The sequence below is a fragment of the Streptomyces sp. NPDC003635 genome, assembly GCF_053587635.1.
Genome location: NZ_JBSFOK010000068.1, coordinates 1 through 17,012, shown reverse-complemented (window position 1 = coordinate 17,012; position 17,012 = coordinate 1). Strand labels below are relative to the sequence as shown.

Below are 17,012 nucleotides of genomic sequence, written 5' to 3'. Positions count from 1 at the left end.
AGGAACACGGCGGGCCGGCACGATGCACACGGCCCGCCAGGACCTGGCACCCGAGATGCGGAGCGAGTCGTGGACATCAATGGCGCACGTGTCCTGGTGGCCGGGGCCACCGGCGTTCTGGGCGGCGCCCTCACCGCCGAGCTGAGCCGTCGAGGAGCACACGTGGTGGCCGCCGGACGTGACCCGCACCGCCTGGCCCACCTCGCCCGGACCCGTCCGGGAGTACCCACCGTGGTCTTCGACGCGTACGACCCCGGCTCCTGCGCGCGTGCGGTGCACCGCTCCGCCGCCGAACTGGGAGGCCTGGACGCCGTCGTCACGGCCTTCGGCTGTGTCGCCTTCGGCCGGGCGGGACAGGTCGGTGACGAGGTCGCGGAGCATCTGATGGCGGTCAACTTCCTGGCGCCCGCCGCGTTCTTCCGGTCCGCACTCGGTGTGCTGGCTCCCGGCTCGGCGATCGCCGCCTTCACCGGGGTGGTGGTCGACCGGCCGCAGCCCGCGATGGCCGACTACAGCGCCTCGAAGGCCGCCCTGAGCGCGTGGCTCGATGCGGTGCGCCGTGAGGCGCGCGGCGCGGGGATCCGGGTGCTCGACATTCGGCCGGGCCATCTGGACACCGGCTTCGCCGACCGGGCGGTGGCCGGGACGGCCCCGCCGATGCCGCCGGGAGCGGACCCCGGCAGGGTCGTCGAGGCCGTGGTGGACGCGCTCGGGTCGGACGCCGAACTCGTGCGCACGGCACCGGACGGCGTCCCTGTGGTCGGACGGCAGGCCAGGTGAGCGGCGGCGTGGGAGCAGCGGCGGACGCGTCCGACGTGGTCATCGTGGGAGGCGGGGCGGCCGGACTGAGCCTCGCGCACCGGCTGGTGAGCGAGGGCGGCGCGCGCGTCACCGTGGTCGAGCCCCCGGACGGACCGGTGAGGCCCCCCGAACGCACCTGGTGCTACTGGGACGAGGAGCCCGGCGACTTCGACGAGGCGGTCACCGCCTCCTGGTCCCGGCTTCGGGTGCACGGCGCCGACGGTACCGCCATCACCCTCGACCCGGCGCCGCTGCGCTACCGGATGCTGCGGTCCACGCGGTTCGAGGAACTGGTGCACGCCCGGCTGGCGCGCACGCCGGGCGCTCGCGTGCTGCGCGCGACGGCCGACGCCGTCCGCAACGTGACCGACGGCGCCGAAGTGCGCTGCACGGCGCCCGACGGCCGGCCACTGACCCTGCGGGCCCGCCACGTGTTCGACTCCCGCCCGCCGCGCGCCCTGCCTCCGGCCCGCACCGTGCTGCTCCAGCACTTCCGGGGCTGGTTCGTACGGACCGACACGGAGCGCTTCGATCCCGCGGTGGCCGACCTGATGGACTTCCGGGTCCCCCAACCGCGCCACGGGCTGGCCTTCGGCTACGTGCTCCCCCTGGCCCGGGACCGGGCGCTGGTTGAGTACACCGAGTTCTCCCGTGCCGCGCTGACGACCGAGGCGTACGAGGCGGCGCTCGGTCGATACTGCCGGGAGGTCCTGGGGCTCGGCGCGTTCGGCGTGGAGGGCGCGGAACAGGGGGTCATCCCCATGACCGACGCCCGGTTCCCCCGCCGGATCGGTGCGTCCGTCTTCCGTATCGGCACGGCGGGCGGCGCCACCCGCCCCTCGACCGGCTACACCTTCGCCGCCGTCCAGCGCCAGAGCCGTGCCATCGCCGCCGCCCTGCGTGAGGGGCGGGCCGTCGCGCCCGCACCGCACTCCTGGCGTTCACTGGCCATGGACGCGGTGTTCCTGCGCGCGCTGGACACCGGCCGGATCGACGGACCGGCCTTCTTCACCAGGCTGTTCAGCCGGGTACCCGGCGAACGCCTGCTGCGCTTCCTGGACGGTGCCACCACACTGCGGGAGGACCTCGGCGTCGGACTGCGCGTCCCCGTCGCCCCCATGCTCCGCACCGCCCTCGAAGTCCCCTTCCTGCCCCGCCGCTTGTCGTGAGGGGCCCCGGCGCTCGCCGTGAGGCCCCCGCCGCTCGGCGTGAGGGCGGGGGCCGGCGGCTCACCCCGGGAACCGCCCGGTGCTGCGCAGGTCCCAGCGTCGTTCGGCGTACGCCAGGTCATCGCGCCACAGGCGGCCCGCCGTCCCGCGCAGCACCGGCCGCAGCAGGGGAGCGGCGGCCCGGGCCAGCACGAACCCCCGCCGGTCCGAGGCGGCGACGACCGCCTCGATCACGGCTGTCCGCGGCCGTTCGTCGCCCTCCCCGGTCAGGGGGGTGGCATGCGTCTCCACCACGGACGTGGCGCCCTCGCCCTCGGTGATGCGCATGACCACCGTGCGTGGCTCCGGCGCGGTGAACTCCGCCCGTACCGGCACCACCAGCCGGCCGGTCACGCGGAAGGAGACATCGACGACGAACGCGTCGTCCTCGGCTCCCTCCGGCTCCCGTACCACTTTCAGGTCGACGAACGAGTACGGGTGGAACCAGGAGCCGTGCCACGGGTCGAGCCGGTTGGCGACGACGTCCTGCGGCTCGCACCGGCCCACCGCCGTGAACACCGAGTCCAGCCCTCGGCCGGGCGCCGGGCGGGCCGGAACCACAGGACGCTCCGACGGCTCCTCACCGCCCGCCGAGTCCAGCCGTACCCACACCAACACCCCGTCGTCATGGACGGGATACGGGCTCCAGCCGGCGTACGGGGAGCCGTCGAGGGCCAGTCCGTGCCAGTGGCACACCAGCGTCCCGCACACCACCCGGCTGTCGCGCAGGGGAGCGCCGAGGTGCGGGCAGGCGCCCGGCCCCGCCCGCAGTTCTCCCGTCTCCGAGCGCCACAGCACCACTTCCACGCCGCTCACCGTCCTGCCGTACGGGCGCCCGCCCACGCGCACGTCCCGTGAGGCGCCGACGACGAACCAGTTGCCGGACGGACGGGCCGACGCCCGCTTGAGGGCGTCGGCGATCAGCGCGGGACGGGCGTCCCGCCAGGTCGCTCCCTGCGCCGCCCAGTCGAGGGCGCCGTGCCGTCGCCGCAGCGGCGATGTCCACCGGCCGCCGTTGCTGTCCTTGGTCACTTCCTGCTTCCCTTCTCCAGGAGTGCCGCCTCGTGGGCCGTACGGGAACGGCGGGTGCGTCGGCGGGCTCCGAGCACCTGGACGGCACCGGCCGCGGCGATGGCCGCGCGGCGCCTGCGCGAGACCACCGCACGGCGCTGGAGCACCGAGTACTCCTGCTCGGCGATGGCGTCGAGGATGCCGCCGTAGAGGATGAAAGCGGTGCGGATGCAGGGACGGACCCGCGGGTCGAGCATCGCGATGCCGGGTTCGGCCGCGCGGTACACGTCCCTGGTCAGGGCCTCTGCGGCGACGAGGGCGGCGCGGATGCGCGGGTCGCGGCGCCCCGTGCGGCGGCTCCACTCCAGCAGCGGCCGGTCCACACCGTGCGCGGCCAGCAGGTCCGCCGGAAGGTAGACGCGGCCCCGGTCCAGGTCCTCGCCCACGTCCCGGAGGAAGTTGGTGAGCTGGAAGGCCTCGCCGAGGGCCGCCGCGTGCGGTGCCGCCTCGGCCCGGGGTACGACCGTCCCCAGCACCGGGAGCATCTGGAGTCCGATCACCGCGGCCGAACCGTGCATGTAGGACCGCAGGTCGGCATAGGTGGCGTAGTCCGTGACCGTCAGATCGGTGCGCATCGACGTGAGGAAATCGGCGAACAGCGTGTGGTCGATGCCGTACCGGTCGGCGGTGTCGGCCACGGCTCGCACCACCGGTTCCTCGGCGGTGCCGGAACGCAGGGCCGTGGCCAGGTCGTCGTCGAGGCACTTGAGGAGCCGGTCGCGCTCGTCGGGCGTCCAGACCAGGTCGAGGTCGTCCACGACATCGTCCGCCCAGCGGGCGAACCCGTACAGGGCGTGCACCGCCGAGCGGCGTTCCAGTGGCAGCAGCCGGGTGGCGAGGAAGTAGCTCTTGCCGTGGCGGGCGTTGAGCTGCCGGCAGTGCGCGTAAGCGGTGCGCAGGGCGGGGTCGGTGATGCCCGCGGCATCCAGTTCACGGGCGGTCATCGCTGCCTGCCGAAGGTGGGACGAAGCGCCGGGCGACCGGTGCCGCGGACGCTGCCGCCGGTGATCCGCGCGGCGGCGAGCTTGCCGCTGACGAGCACGGTCGGGACACCGACGCCGGGGGTGGTTCCGCACCCGGCCAGCACCACGTTGTCCCAGCCGCGGACCACGTTGCGGGGCCGGAACGGGCCGGTCTGGGCAAACCGGTGGGAGACCGAGAACGGGCTGCCCGCGGCATGGCCGTAGGCCGTCCAGTCCAGCGGTGTCACCAGCAGCTCCTCCTCGACGCTCGCGGCGAACCCGTCGAGCCCGCGGCGCTCCAGTTCGGCGAGCAGGCTGTCCCGGTAACGCGGGCCGAGGTCACGCCAGGCGGCGGCCGCGGGTCCGACGGTGGTGTTGGGGCAGGGGGCGAGCACGTAGTGCAGATGGCGGCCGGGTGGTGCCAGGGAGGCGTCGTGGGTCGTCGGGCGGGTGATGAGCAGGGACGGGTCGCTCATCAGCGTTCCCGAGCGGGTCAGTTCCTCGAAGGTGCGCTCCCAGGCCGTACCGAAGGAGAGGGTGTGGTGGGCGAGCCGGGGCCAGGTGCGGTCGCCGCCGGCGTGCAGGATCACCGCCGAGGGGGAGTGGCTGAGCGGTACCGGTCGGCGGGGGGCGCCTCCCAGCAGGCCGTACGCGGTGGGGAGTTCGCAGCTCAGCACCACCGCGTCGCAGGGGATGCGCTCCCCGGAGGTGAGGCGAACGGCGCGTACCCGGCCCGCGGAGCGTTCCAGCGAGTCGACCTCCGCCGACCACCGCAGCTCCGCTCCGGCGTCCGCGGCCGCGTCCGCCATGGCGCGGGGGACGGCGTGCATACCGCCCTTGGGGAACCAGACCCCGGCGACCGTGTCCATGTAGGCGATCACCGCGTAGGCCGCCAGCGCCCTGGCTGGGGCGACTCCCGCGTACAGGGCCTGGAAGGAGAAGACCCGGCGCAGGCGGGAGTCGGTGAGGAAGCGGCCGATCTGCCGGTCCAGCCGCCCGAAGCCGCCCAGCGCGGCCAGCCGGGCCAGATCGGGGTGGAGCAGCTGGACGGGCGAGTCGAAGTTGGCGTCGATGAAGCGCCGCATCTGCGCGGCGTACAGCCGGGTCAGCCAGTCCCGCAGCCTGCGGTAGCCCGCCGCCTCCGCGGGCCCGGCGAACCGGCGGACCTCCTCCTCCATGGCCCCGCCGTCGGTGTGCACGTCGAGTGAGGTGCCGTCCGCGAAGTCCGCCCGGTAGGCGGGGTGCAGGGGCACCAGCTCGACCCTGCGGGCGAGGCTGTCGCCGACCGCGGCGAACGCCTCGTCGGCCAGGTGCGGCATGGTCAGCACGGTCGGTCCGGTGTCCACCTCGTAGCCGCCCAGGCGCACCCGGCCCGCCCGCCCGCCCGGTCCGGCGTCGCGTTCGACGACGGTGACCCGGCGGCCCGCTCCCAGCAGGTGCAGGGCGCAGGCGAGGCCGGACAGCCCGGCACCCACGACGACGACATGGTCGGTCGGTCCCGCCACCGTCCTCATGCGCCCTCCCCGCCGAGAGCCGCGAGTGAGCCCGTGGCCCGCTGCACGAGGGCGGCGAACTCCCGCCGCACGGCGGGTTCGGCGCCGGTCGCCTCGAAGTGCCGCAGGCTCGTGCCGGCCAGCTCCGCGATCTTCGCCTCCACGGTCTCCCGGGCGCCCACGCGTTCGAGCGCCGCCCGCATCCGCTCCGCCGAGGTGCCGGTGCCCGCCCGGAGCTGGGCGGCGGCGAGCCGGTCCCCGCGGACCTCGGCCAGCTCCACGCCGACGGCGAGGAGGTAGGTCAGCTTGCGGGAACGCAGGTCGTCCTCGGCCGGCTTGCCGGTGCGCGCCGGGTCGCCGAAGGCGCCGAGCAGGTCGTCCCGGAGCTGGAAGGCCAGTCCCGCGCACCGGCCGGCGGCGTGCAACGCGTCCAGCGTGCGGGCGTCGGCCCCGGTCAGCGTGGCGCCCAGGGCCAGTGGACGGGCGACGGTGTACAGGGCGCTCTTGAGGGTGGCCACGGCCAGGGCCTCGTCGGCTCGCGACGAGCCGGCCGCCTGCGCGTGGAGGTCGCGGTACTGTCCGGCCACCATCTCGCCGCGCATGGCCTGCCATTGCCGGTGCAGTGCGGCACCGTGCGGCGACGCGAGCGCCGTCTCCGTCAGCAGGTCGTCCGCCCAGGCCAGCGCCAGATCTCCGGCGAGTACGGCGGCGGACGTGCCGAACGACTCGGAGCGCCCGGACATGCCCGCGGCCCAGTGCGCGCGGGCGAAGTCGACGTGCACGGCGGGTGCTCCGCGGCGCAGCACCGACTGGTCCATCACGTCGTCGTGTATGAGCGCGCACGCCTGCAGCAGTTCGAGGGCGGCGCCGGTGCGCAGCACGGCCGTGGGATCCCCCGAGCCGCCCGCGGCGCGCCAGCCGCACCAGGCGAACGCCGTGCGCAGCCGTTTTCCGCCGCGCAGCACGAAGTCCCCGACGCGTGCGGCCACATCATGGGCGAACAGCGGGTCGGTGCCGCGCGAGCGCTCGCGGGCCGCGGCGAGCCAGTCCTTTAGCACCGCCCCGACAGCCTCGGTCGCCTCGCGAGCGGTGAGCCCGGCGTCGACGACCTGTGCCGCCTCGGTCGCCGCCGGCCGCAGTCCCAGCATGCACAGCCCCTTTTCACCCTTTGTCATTTGCACACCACGGCTTCTGCCGGGTGGCCCGGAGTGGATGCACCGTCACGGAGGTGCGTCCTGCCGCACGCGCTCCTGCTCCAGGACGTCCGTTAGATCACCGAGCCGGTCGAGCTGCCGCACGGCCTGGGCGGTGCGGTGCTGGTGGGCGAGCCGGTCGCGATGCCGGTCGACGAACGTCCAGTACCCCGCGGTGTACGGGCAGGCGTGCTCGCCGGTGCGGTCGCCGGGACGGTAGACGCAGGGACCGCACAGGTCACTCATCCGGTTCAGGTAGGCACCGCCGGAGGTGTACGGCTTGGTGGTCATGCGCCCGCCGTCGGCGTACTGGGACATGCCGACGACGTTGGGCACCATCACCCAGTCGTAGCCGTCCACGAAGCACCGGTGGAACCAGTCGGTGACCGCGGCCGGGTCCCAGCCCCGTTGGAGGGCGTGGCTGCCGAGGACGAGCAGGCGGGGGATGTGGTGGGTCCAGCCGGTGTCCCGTACCTGTGCCAGGACGGTGCGCAGGCAGCGGGCCTGGACGGCGTCCGCGTCCAGCTCGCTCCACCAGTCCGGCAGCGGCGCGTGGTGCCGCAGCGCGTTGCTGTGCCGGTAGTCCTCGCCGAAGTACCAGTAGAGCTGCCACACGTACTCGCGCCAGCCGGCGATCTGCCGGACGAAGCCCTCCACGCTGTTCAGCGGCGCCCGCCCGGCCCGCCACGCGGCCTCCGCCTGCTCGACGCACTCGGCGGGATCGAGCAGCCCCAGGTTGAGCGAGGAGGACAGCAGGCTGTGGCTCATGACGGGATCGGCGGCGAGCATGGCGTCCTCGTAGGGACCGAACGTGGTCAGCCGGTGCTCGACGAAGCGCCGCAGCGCCGCCTTGGCCTCGGTACGGGTGGCGGGGAACAGACGGGGTCCGTCGCGCCCGACGAAGCTCACGTCGCCGTCCTTCTCCCACTGGTCGAGGTCGCGGCGGACCTCCGCGTCGATCTCGTCCTCCCGTGGCCGGTAGGGGCGGCCGACCGGGAGGACGCCGGCGTCGCGCGGCGGAGGCTGCCGGTTGTCGTGGTCGAGGTTCCAGCGGCCACCGGCGGGCTGTTCGCCGTCCATGAGCAGCTCGTGGCCGCGGCGGACCCAGCGGTAGAAGTCCTCCTGACGCAGCCGCTGTCCGCCCCTGCCGTCCGCCCAGGCGGTGAAGTCGGCCGTGGGCACCAGGAATCCGCGCGCGGGACCGACGGTGACCCGGGGCAGGGAGCGCACCAGTCGCAGGGCGGCGTACGAGGTGGGGTGATGGACGGTCACCGGGTCGCGGCCCGCCGCCCGGGACAGACCCTCCCGGTAGGTGTCGGCACGGACGTAGGTGACCCGGTCGCCGAGTTCGGCCGCCCGGTGGCGCATGGCGGACAGCACCAGGTGCGCCTTGGCCCGGTGGAAGCGCCGGCGCCGGAACACCGACCGGGCCTCGATCATCAGCAGGGGAGTGTCACGGCCGGGGCCGCCGCCGTCGCCGGGACGCAGGAAGTGAGGTCCCAGCTGGTCGCCGAAGAGCCAGTGCACGGGCGTTCCTTCCGTCAGGTCCGGCCGCGCGCCTGCTTGAACCGCGCCAGACCGTCCCCGAGGTCGATCAGGGGCTCGGGATAGTCGCCCCGCTCGTCCTCGGTCAGCCGCCACGGTTCGTGCACGCGTCCGCCCTCGATGTGCCGCAGCTCCGGCACCCAGCGCCGGACGTACTCTCCTCGCGGGTCGAACCGCTTGCCCTGGACGACCGGGTTGAGGACGCGGTGGGGCCGGGTGTCGGTGCCGGTTCCGGCGACCCACTGCCAGTTGAGCTGGTTGTTGACGATGTCGCCGTCCACGAGCAGATCCAGGAAGTGCCGGGCGCCGACCCGCCAGTCGACGTACAGCGTCTTGGTGAGGAAGCTCGCCGCGAGCAGCCGGGCCCGGTTGTGCATCCAGCCCTCGTGGCGCAGTTGGCGCATGGCGGCGTCGACGACCGGATAGCCGGTACGGCCGTCCCGCCACGCGGCGATGTCCTCGGCCGCGTCCTTCTCGGAGCGCCACTCGTCGTCGCGGCCGCGGTAGTCCCGGACGGAGGCGTCGGGCCGGGCCGCCAGGACCTGGTGGTGGAAGTCCCGCCAGCACAGCTGCCGTACGAAGGCCTCCGCGCCCGGTCCGCCGCGCGTACGGCCGCGGTGGACGAGCTCCACCGGCGAGAGGGCACCGAAGTGGAGGTAGGGCGACAGCCGCGAGGTGGCGTCGCCCGGCAGGTCGTCGTGCCGTTCCTCGTACGCGGCCAGGTCGCTGCGGAGCCACCGGGAGAGCCTGTCGCGCCCCGGTCCCTCGCCTCCGGCGGGAAGCCCCGGTGACAGGCCGGTCTTGTCCTGGGGAGGCAGCGGCTCGCCGCTCACGCCGTCGGGAACGCGGACGGTCCGGGGGGCGGGGCAGATGTCGCGCAGGCGCTCTTGCGACCACCGCCGGAAGTAGGGGGTGAAGACGGCGTAGTGGTCGGCGCCGGTGGGCGTCACCGCGCCGGGGGCGACGGCGGTGATCACGGTGTCGTGGATGTGCAGGTCCACTCCCTGCCGGCGCAGGCCCTCGCGCAGCTGTTCCTCCCGGCGCTGGGCGTACCCGGTGATGCCGGCGGCCATGTGGACTTCCGTCGCCCCGCATTCGGAGGCGACTGCTCGGACCTGGCGGACGACCGGTCCGGAACGCACGACGAGCCGTCCGCCGCGTCGGCGCAGCGAGGCGTCGAGGTCGGTCAGGCAGTCGGCGAGGAAGGCGCAGCGGTTCGGCGCGTCGAACCCGGTCGCGTGGACGCCGGGGTCGCGGACGAACAGCGGTACGACCTCGTCCGCCGCCTCGACGGCGGCGCGCAGCGGCGGATGGTCGTGCACGCGCAGGTCGGACGTGTACAGGACGACCGCGACGGTCATGGAAACTCCAGATGGTGCGATGCGGGAGCCGTCTACTGCCGCACACTTCTGCCGCGGCGCGGTCGTCGGATGCGGGAGGCGCCGTACGGATTTCGGCGCGCGCTCATGCCCTTGGCGGCGGCCTGGGTGATGTTGCGGGCCATGCCGCCGAAGACGAGAGCGTGGAAGGGGGAGACGGACCACCAGTAGGCGTGGCCCAGCAGACCGCGGGGATGGAACAGCGCGCGCTGCCGGTAGCGGGTGCGGCCCTCGGCGTCGGTCTCGGAGTACATCTCCAGCCAGGCCAGTCCGGGCAGCCGCATCTCCGCCCGCAGCCGCAGCAGTCGTCCGGGCTCGATCTCCTCGACCCGCCAGAAGTCCAGTGAGTCGCCGACCCGCAGGCGTTCGGCGTCGCGCCGCCCGCGGCGCAGGCCGACACCGCCGACGAACCGGTCGAGCCAGCCCCGGACGGCCCAGGCCAGCGGGAAGGAGTACCAGCCGTTGTCACCGCCGATGCCCTCGATCACCTTCCACAGGGCTTGCCGGGGCGCGTCGACCGGCAGCGACCGGTCGTCCTCGTAGAGGCTGCCGCCGGCCCAGTCCGGGTCGGTGGGCAGCGGGTCGCTGGGTGCTCCCGGGACGGCGGCGGAGGACCAGCGGGTGGCGACCTGTGCCTCCCGGACCCGCCGCAGCGCCAGGGACAGTGCCTCGTCGAAGGGCTGGGGGCGGCCCGGCAGGTCGGGCAGGTAGCGGGCGATGTCGTGTTCCTGGCAGACGACTTCGTGCCGTAGCGACTCGGTCAGCGGCCGGGCGAGGGAGGCGGGCACCGGGGTGACCAGGCCGACCCAGTGGCTGGACAGCCGTGGTGTCAGGACGGGGACCGGCACGATGAGCCGCCGGGGCAGTCCGGCGACGGCGGCGTAGCGGCACATCATGTCCCGGTAGGTGAGGACGTCGGGTCCGCCGATGTCGAAGGCCCGGTCGACGTCGTCGGGCAGGGTGGCGCAGCCGACGAGGTAGCGCAGTACGTCGCGCACTCCGATGGGCTGGGTGCGGGTGTGGACCCAGCTGGGGGTGACCATGACGGGCAGGCGTTCGGTGAGGTAGCGCAGCATCTCGAAGGAGGCCGAGCCGGAGCCGATGACGACCGCGGCGCGCAGGACGGCGGCCGGGACCGGCGCGTCCAGGAAGATGCGTCCCACTTCGGCCCGGGAGCGCAGATGCGGCGAGAGGGACTGCTCGGGGACGTCTCGCGGGGTGAGTCCGCCGAGGTAGACGATCCGTCGCACACCGGCGGCGTGCGCCTGTTCGGCGAAGATCCGGGCCGCCCGGCGGTCGGTGTCCTCGAAGCCGGGCCCCCCGCCGAGGGCGTGCACCAGGTAGTACGCGACATCCACGCCGCGCATGGCGGCGGCGACCGACTCCGGGTCGGTGACATCGCCTTGGACCGTCTCGGCGTCCCCAGCCCAGGGATGATCACGCAGTTTGCCCGGCGAACGGGCCAGACACCGCACCTCGTACCCCGCCTCCAGCAGGTCCGGCACGAGGCGCCCGCCGATGTACCCGGTCGCCCCGGTCACCAGACAGCGCAGCGGCCCTGCCGCGCCGTGCCGGTCCGTACCCATACCCGCCCTCCACGCTCTCTCGCCCGGCAGCCGTGCACCACGGCGCGATAACCCACGCCCTCGGTGCTCATACGACCACTTCGCTCGAACCGGCGCCTCCGGATGCGGGCCAGCCGGGTCATCGCGGCGGTTCGCGGCCGGGCGCCGTGTCGTCGGCGCGGTGGGCAGTCGGCGGGCCGGGGTTCGGAGGGTGTGGGCGGGTCGTGGTGCGGAGCCGGCGGGTCGGTCGGGTGAGCGGGGACGCAGCGGTCGGGTCGTGGGCGGCCCGGCAGGCGGACGCCGAGGCCCGCCGTGCTGAGTGCCCCGCTATCGCGCCTGCCGTTCGGCGGACGGGGTACCGGCCTGGTCGGCCCGGCCGCCCGCGCCGAGCAGTCCCGTGGCCGTGAACGGTTCCGCGGCGGCCAGTCGGGGCAGTTCGCGGCGCGAGAGCATCGTGACGACCGATGGCATCGCCGCGCGCACCAGTTGCGTGGCCCGCAGCCAGCCGGGCACGTAGACGGTCGGTCGGCGCCGTTCCACGGCGGCGACGAGCCGGCCGGCGACGTGGTCGACGGAGTAGACCTTGCGTGCGGGCGGCGGCATGTGGCCCCGCAGTTCACGCAGTACGGCGTACTCGTCGGCGTCGCGGACCATGTCCGTGTCCGTCCAGTTGATGTAGGCGATGCCCACGCCCACCCGCCGGTGGGCGACCTCGGCCCGCAGCGCGTGGGCGAAGGACTCCACCCCGGCCTTGGAAGCGCAGTAGGAACTCATCATGGGTGCGGCGGCGATGGACGCGAGCGAGGCGACCTGGAGGAAGAAGCCGCGCGTGGCCACGAGGTCCGGCAGGAAGGTGTGGGCGGTGACGGCGCTGCCGATGAGGTTGACCTCGACGACCCGGCGCCAGACCGCGAGATCGGCCTCCTCGAAGGGGCCGCCCTCGGCCACCCCCGCGTTGGCGATCACCACCGACGGGGGGCCGAACCGCGCACGGATCTCCTCGGCGGCCTGCCGCATGCCGCGGGCGTCCGTGACATCGACCTCCCAGCACCCCGACTCTCCCGGGAGGGAGTCTCTGACCTGGGCCAGGGTGCGTTCCTCACGGCCGATGAGCGCCACCCTCGCGCCTTTGCGGGACAGGTCTCTGGCCAGCCCCGCGCCGAGGCCGCGTGCGGCTCCGGTGACGACGGCGGTACGCGTGTGCAGCGGGCTCCGGGTGAGCGGCATGGCAGTTCCTCTCCGCGAGGGCACTCGCCCGGCCCACGCTAGGCGCGGACCGGGCTGTCGGCATTCCGGCGGTGGTCAGACCGGCTGGGTCTCCCGTTCCGGGGCATCGATGCGTCCGCGGGCCAGGACGCTGGGCCACCACGCCCTGGGGCCGATGTCGATGACCAGCGCGGGCACCAGCAGCGACCGGACCACGAGGGTGTCCAGCAGGACCCCGAAGGCGACGATGAAGGCGATCTGGACCAGGAACGCCAGGGGGATCACCATCAGGGCCGCGAAGGTGGCGGCGAGCACCACACCGGCCGAGGTGATCACTCCGCCGGTGGTGGTCAGCCCGAGCAGGACTCCCTGCCGGTTGCCGTGCAGCAGAGCCTCCTCCCGGACCCGGGACATGAGGAAGATGTTGTAGTCCACGCCGAGCGCCACCAGGAACACGAAGCCGTACAGCGGCACCGAGGCGTCCGTCCCGCTGAACCCGAGCAGGTGCTCGAAGACGAGCGCGGACACCCCCAGCGTGGCCAGGAAGTTGAGAGCGACGGTCGCGACCAGCAGCACGGGTACGAGCAGGGAGCGCAGCAGCACCATGAGGATCAGCAGGATGATGGCGAGCACGACCGGCACGATGACCGTCAGGTCCCGGGCCGCCGTTTCCTGGGTGTCGTACTGCTGTGCCGTGTAGCCGCCGACCAGCGCGTCGGCTCCCGGGACGGCGTGCACGTTCTCGCGCAGCTGCTCGATGGTCGCCTTGGCCTCGTCGCTGTCCGCGGCGGACGTGAGGGTGGCGTCGATGCGGACGCGTCCGTCGACGACGAGCGGCTCTCCGGAGCCGGGCCGCCCGGAGGCGGAGACGGCGTCGGCCGAGGCGACTCCGTCGGTGCTGCGCGCGGCGGCGGCGACCTGGGTGAGGCGGTCGGCGTCGGCGATGATCACGGCGGGATTGCCGGAGCCGCCGGGGAAGTGCTCGCTGAGCGTGCGCTGCGCGGCGATCGAGGGCGCGTCGTTGACGAAGGTCTCGTCGAGTGGCACGCCCTGGGAGGACAGGGTGGGTGAGAACGCCGCGAAGCCCGCGAGGACGAGCGCGGTCACCGCCCAGGTCCGCCGCGGTTTGCGGTCCACCGTCGCGGCGACCCGTCGCCACAGGCCGCTGCCCGCCGTGCCGGCCTGCTTGGGCCGGGACGGCCAGTAGGCGGCACGGCCCAGCAGGGCCAGCACGGCGGGCAGGAAGGTGAGGGTGGACAGCACGGCGCAGACGATGCCGATGGCGCCTACCGGGCCGAGGGCCCGGTTGTTGGTGAGGTCACTGGCGAGCAGGGCCAGCAGCCCGAGGGCCACGGTGGCGGCGGAGGCGGTGATCGCCCCGAAGGAGCGGCGTACGGCGGCCACCGCTGCCGCGGCGCGGTCCCCGCTCGCGGCGAGTTCCTCGCGGAAGCGCGCGGCGAGCAGCAGGGCGTAGTCGGTGGCGGCGCCGATCACCAGGATCGACAGAATGCCCTGGACCTGGCCGTCGACCCGGACGATGTCCCGTTCGGCCAGCGCGTAGACGACGGCGCATGCGAGCCCGAGGGCGAAGACGGAACCGAGGATGATCAGGAACGGGAGCAGGACGCTGCGGTAGACCAGCAGCAGGATGAGCAGCACGGCGCCGAGGGCCACGCCCAGGAGCAGGCCGTCGATGCCCGCGAACGCGTCCGACAGGTCGGCCTGGCTCGCCGCCGGTCCGGCGATCTGCGCCGTGGCCCCGTCCACGTCCCCCGCCGCGTCCCGAATCGCTTCGAGGGCCGTGGGGAGTTCGTCGCCCAGATCGGGTGCCAGTTGGACGACGGCCTGCATCGCCTGCCGGTCCTCGGAGAGCAGGGCGGGGGAGGGCCGGCCCACGAAGCCGGGCTGTCCGGCGAGTCGGGCCACGGCCCGGGTGGCGGCGCTCTGCTGGGCGGCGCTGATCCGTTCCCCGTCCGCCGTCCAGACCACGATGGCGGGCAGGGTCTCGGACTGGTCGAACGCCTCGCGTTCGTCGAGCACTTGGGTGGACTCGGCACTCCGCGGCAGGAACGCCGCCTGGTCGTTGGTGGCCACCTCGCCGAGCTTCCCGGCGTAGGGCCCGAGCGTGCCCCCGACGCCCAGCCAGACGAACAACAGGACGACGGGCAGCAGCCACCGGGCCAGGCGCGGTGCGATTCTCATGAGCTTCCCAAAGCGGTGAGCGGAATAGGTCAACTGTAAAGTATCTCAATCATCGAGCGAATTTATACTTGGGTCATGACCTCTCCTGGCATGCCTTCGCAGCCTCTTCTCCGTGACGACCCGACGGGGTTGCAGTCCTTCGCCGTTCTCCTGCGTCGGATGAACGGCGAGTTCAACCGCATCGCCCAGGAGTTCGCCCAGGCCCAGGGCCTGCACCTGACCGATGTCCAGGCGCTCATCGCCATCCTCGACGCGGACCCCGACGAGGGCCCCATGACTCCCGGCCGACTGCGCCGGCAGCTCAACCTCACCTCCGGTGCGATGACCGCCTGCGTCGACCGGCTGGAACGCGCGGGCCACGTACGGCGCGTCCGGGCCGTCGACGACCGCCGCGTGGTCCACCTGCACTACGCGCCCGCGGCCCGAAGCCTCGCCCGGGACTACTTCCGGCCCTTGGCCCGCAGCACCGACTCGGCGCGAGGCCACTTCAGCGAGGAGGAACTGACGGTGGTCGTCCGGTTCCTGACCGAGATGAACCGAGAGCTCGTGCTCCTGCGCGACGACCACGCGTAGGGACGCCTGCGCCGGGGGTTCGTACTGAGGGGCCGGTCGGCGGGGCCGGTATCGAGGGCAATCGCATCCGAACCGCCCGAAACCGCCGAATCAGGGGCATGAAGCTACGAGACGAACTTCCGGTCGACCACCACCTGGCGACCGTCTACCGCTACGGTGCCGGCCTGTGCGGCCTGATCCTGCTGACCTTCTCGGTTCTCGGCTTCGCCGACGCCCTCAAGCCCTTCGACACGGCGGGCGACACCATCGCCGGGATGACCACCAACGTCGCCCTCAGCGTCATCTCCGCGGTCGTGGGTCTCGCGCTGCTCGCCGGAGCGGTGATCGGCGGCAACTTCGCCTCCACGCTCAACATGACCGTGGGCGCGCTCTTCGTGCTGAGCGGCTTCGTCCACCTCTTCGTCCTGGACCGCCCCGCCAACGTGCTCGACTTCGGCATGACCAACGTGGTCTTCAGCTTCGTCATGGGCCTGCTGATCGCCACTTTCGGCATGTACGGCCGGGTTTCCAGCAAGCTCCCGCCGGACAACCCCTACTGGCAGCGCAGGCACCCCGAAAAGGCGGCCCGGCAGGGCAGGTCGGCGGCCCCGGCCCTGCCTGCCGCGGCGGCCCCCGCCCTGCCCGCGTCGCAGGCGACCGGCACGACGGCACCCCGGCTCACGGCCGAGTGAGGCACGGATGACGCCCCCTGCCGAGCCCCCGCCCGCCGAATGGCTCAGCGAGCGCATCCGAACGGGCCCCGGCAGGGGAAGCACAAGCAGGTGCACGGGAGATGAGGGAAGGAGGAGCCGAGACGGCAACAGGAGGCGGGGCGGGCCCCCGCCCGACGCCTGGGCGGACCAGCCCGAGGGCGTCGTGGCTCCGTAAGCCTTCGACAGCGGCGAAGGCGACGGTCCGGCCCCCCTTCGCCTCCTGTTCAGCCGCTCCCGGGCCGGCGCTGTGCCCCACCCGCGGTACGAGCGTCGGCGTGCCCCCGGCCGATCCGCCCTTTTCCCTCAGCTCACGGAGCCTTGATGACCCTCCTGCGCGACGAGCGTCTCGCTGCCGCCTTCGACCATGCATCCCGCAGCTACGACGCGCTCGTGGCCGTCAATCCCGGCTATCACGCGCATCTGCGGCGTTCGGTGCGCCGTCTCGGACTGCCCGGCCACGGTGCAGGGCTGCGCCTGCTGGATCTGGGCTGTGGGACGGGTGCCTCCACGGCCGCGCTCCGCTCGCTCCTGCCCGCCGCCGACATCACGGCGGTGGACGCCTCCGCCGGCATGCTGGCCCGCGCCGCCGACAAGCCCTGGGCGGACGGCGTCAGGCTGGTCCACGCACCGGCCGAGCACCTGGCGGACGCCGGCGTGCGGGGTCCGTTCGACGCGGTCTTCGCCGCCTATCTCTTCCGCAACGTCGCGGATCCCGACGCCGTCCTCGCCACCGTCCGAGACGTGCTGCGGCCGGGCGGCCGGCTGGGCGTCCACGAGTACACCCTCAGTGGCCGGCCCGCCGACCGGGCGGTGTGGACCCTGGTGTGCCGCGGCATCGTCCAGCCCGCGGCGACCGTGCTGGGCGACGGGGCGCTGTACCGGCACCTGTGGCGCAGTGTCGTCGACTTCGACACCGCCGACCGGTTCGCCGACCGGATCCGCGCGGCGGGCTTCGACCAGGTCCGCGCGCTGCCGCTGCCGGGCTGGCAGACGGGCATCACCCATACCTTCGTGGCCCAGCGAGGGGAGACGCGCCGATGACCGGCTCCCCGCGGCGCGCGCTCGCCGACCGCCACGGCCGCGACCGCCGCGCCCGCGTCCTGCACCCGCGCCCGGGCGCTC

Annotated in this window: 14 protein-coding genes; 5 read left to right on the top strand and 9 right to left on the bottom strand. The window is 73.7% G+C overall.

Features of this window, described 5'->3' with window-relative positions:
* Nucleotides 1-69: 69 nt before the first annotated feature.
* Together ACWDRW_RS37245 and ACWDRW_RS37240 are read left to right on the top strand one after the other, a co-directional pair.
* Nucleotides 70-780 (top strand): SDR family NAD(P)-dependent oxidoreductase, encoded by a 711-nt coding sequence (locus tag ACWDRW_RS37245; protein ID WP_451732018.1) that lies wholly within the window; start codon nucleotides 70-72, stop codon nucleotides 778-780.
* An 8-nt stretch (nucleotides 781-788) separates the two neighbouring features.
* Nucleotides 789-1,970, top strand: coding sequence for a lycopene cyclase family protein (locus ACWDRW_RS37240; protein ID WP_451732015.1), 1,182 nt, complete (start codon nucleotides 789-791; stop codon nucleotides 1,968-1,970).
* 60 nt (nucleotides 1,971-2,030) lie between these two features.
* Here the strand turns inward: ACWDRW_RS37240 and ACWDRW_RS37235 are convergent, their stop codons facing one another.
* The 9 genes from ACWDRW_RS37235 to ACWDRW_RS37195 form a co-directional block, all read right to left on the bottom strand.
* Nucleotides 2,031-3,041 carry a DUF5914 domain-containing protein gene (locus tag ACWDRW_RS37235; protein WP_451732012.1) on the bottom strand — a complete coding sequence of 337 codons (1,011 nt, stop codon included), beginning with the start codon at nucleotides 3,039-3,041 and terminating at the stop codon, nucleotides 2,031-2,033.
* The gene (locus tag ACWDRW_RS37230) at nucleotides 3,038-4,024 is read right to left on the bottom strand and encodes a phytoene/squalene synthase family protein (RefSeq protein WP_451732009.1); all 987 of its coding nucleotides are present in this window, start codon (nucleotides 4,022-4,024) and stop codon (nucleotides 3,038-3,040) included. Before ACWDRW_RS37230 ends, ACWDRW_RS37235 begins: the two co-directional genes overlap by 4 nt.
* A complete protein-coding gene (gene crtI, locus ACWDRW_RS37225) occupies nucleotides 4,021-5,556 on the bottom strand; it encodes a phytoene desaturase family protein (protein WP_451732006.1) in 1,536 nt (511 codons plus the stop codon). Before crtI ends, ACWDRW_RS37230 begins: the two co-directional genes overlap by 4 nt.
* A complete protein-coding gene (locus tag ACWDRW_RS37220; RefSeq protein ID WP_451732073.1) occupies nucleotides 5,553-6,683 on the bottom strand; it encodes a polyprenyl synthetase family protein in 1,131 nt (376 codons plus the stop codon). The genes crtI and ACWDRW_RS37220 overlap by 4 nt, the downstream gene beginning before the upstream one ends.
* A gap of 72 nt (nucleotides 6,684-6,755) precedes the next feature.
* Complete coding sequence (locus tag ACWDRW_RS37215) at nucleotides 6,756-8,255, bottom strand: cryptochrome/photolyase family protein (protein WP_451732003.1); 1,500 nt, start codon at nucleotides 8,253-8,255, stop codon at nucleotides 6,756-6,758.
* A gap of 14 nt (nucleotides 8,256-8,269) precedes the next feature.
* Nucleotides 8,270-9,634: a cryptochrome/photolyase family protein gene (locus tag ACWDRW_RS37210; protein ID WP_451732001.1), complete on the bottom strand. Its 1,365-nt coding sequence runs from the start codon at nucleotides 9,632-9,634 to the stop codon at nucleotides 8,270-8,272.
* A gap of 32 nt (nucleotides 9,635-9,666) precedes the next feature.
* The gene (locus tag ACWDRW_RS37205; protein WP_451731998.1) at nucleotides 9,667-11,238 is read right to left on the bottom strand and encodes an SDR family oxidoreductase; all 1,572 of its coding nucleotides are present in this window, start codon (nucleotides 11,236-11,238) and stop codon (nucleotides 9,667-9,669) included.
* Nucleotides 11,239-11,544: 306 nt separating this feature from the next.
* A complete protein-coding gene (locus tag ACWDRW_RS37200) occupies nucleotides 11,545-12,444 on the bottom strand; it encodes an SDR family oxidoreductase (protein WP_451731996.1) in 900 nt (299 codons plus the stop codon).
* 75 nt (nucleotides 12,445-12,519) lie between these two features.
* Nucleotides 12,520-14,625 carry an MMPL family transporter gene (locus tag ACWDRW_RS37195; RefSeq protein ID WP_451731993.1) on the bottom strand — a complete coding sequence of 702 codons (2,106 nt, stop codon included), beginning with the start codon at nucleotides 14,623-14,625 and terminating at the stop codon, nucleotides 12,520-12,522.
* Nucleotides 14,626-14,700: 75 nt separating this feature from the next.
* Between ACWDRW_RS37195 and ACWDRW_RS37190 the strand changes: the two genes are divergently transcribed.
* From ACWDRW_RS37190 to ACWDRW_RS37180, 3 genes are all read left to right on the top strand, one after another.
* The gene (locus tag ACWDRW_RS37190) at nucleotides 14,701-15,198 is read left to right on the top strand and encodes a MarR family winged helix-turn-helix transcriptional regulator (protein ID WP_451731990.1); all 498 of its coding nucleotides are present in this window, start codon (nucleotides 14,701-14,703) and stop codon (nucleotides 15,196-15,198) included.
* Between the two features lie 98 nt (nucleotides 15,199-15,296).
* The gene (locus tag ACWDRW_RS37185; RefSeq protein ID WP_451731987.1) at nucleotides 15,297-15,869 is read left to right on the top strand and encodes a DUF4383 domain-containing protein; all 573 of its coding nucleotides are present in this window, start codon (nucleotides 15,297-15,299) and stop codon (nucleotides 15,867-15,869) included.
* Nucleotides 15,870-16,211: 342 nt separating this feature from the next.
* On the top strand, nucleotides 16,212-16,931 hold the full coding sequence (locus ACWDRW_RS37180; RefSeq protein ID WP_451731984.1) for a class I SAM-dependent methyltransferase: 720 nt from the start codon (nucleotides 16,212-16,214) through the stop codon (nucleotides 16,929-16,931).
* The last annotated feature ends 81 nt before the right edge of the window (nucleotides 16,932-17,012 follow it).

Bases quoted from the DNA above. Each gene is read 5' to 3' on its own strand.
- ACWDRW_RS37180 (WP_451731984.1), top strand. From the start codon at position 16,212: ATGACCCTCCTGCGCGACGAGCGTCTCGCTGCCGCCTTCGACCATGCA.
- ACWDRW_RS37185 (WP_451731987.1), top strand. From the start codon at position 15,297: ATGAAGCTACGAGACGAACTTCCGGTCGACCACCACCTGGCGACCGTC.
- crtI (WP_451732006.1), bottom strand. From the start codon at position 5,556: ATGAGGACGGTGGCGGGACCGACCGACCATGTCGTCGTCGTGGGTGCC.
- ACWDRW_RS37200 (WP_451731996.1), bottom strand. From the start codon at position 12,444: ATGCCGCTCACCCGGAGCCCGCTGCACACGCGTACCGCCGTCGTCACC.
- ACWDRW_RS37210 (WP_451732001.1), bottom strand. From the start codon at position 9,634: ATGACCGTCGCGGTCGTCCTGTACACGTCCGACCTGCGCGTGCACGAC.
- ACWDRW_RS37190 (WP_451731990.1), top strand. From the start codon at position 14,701: ATGACCTCTCCTGGCATGCCTTCGCAGCCTCTTCTCCGTGACGACCCG.
- ACWDRW_RS37205 (WP_451731998.1), bottom strand. From the start codon at position 11,238: ATGGGTACGGACCGGCACGGCGCGGCAGGGCCGCTGCGCTGTCTGGTG.
- ACWDRW_RS37220 (WP_451732073.1), bottom strand. From the start codon at position 6,683: ATGCTGGGACTGCGGCCGGCGGCGACCGAGGCGGCACAGGTCGTCGAC.
- ACWDRW_RS37230 (WP_451732009.1), bottom strand. From the start codon at position 4,024: ATGACCGCCCGTGAACTGGATGCCGCGGGCATCACCGACCCCGCCCTG.
- ACWDRW_RS37195 (WP_451731993.1), bottom strand. From the start codon at position 14,625: ATGAGAATCGCACCGCGCCTGGCCCGGTGGCTGCTGCCCGTCGTCCTG.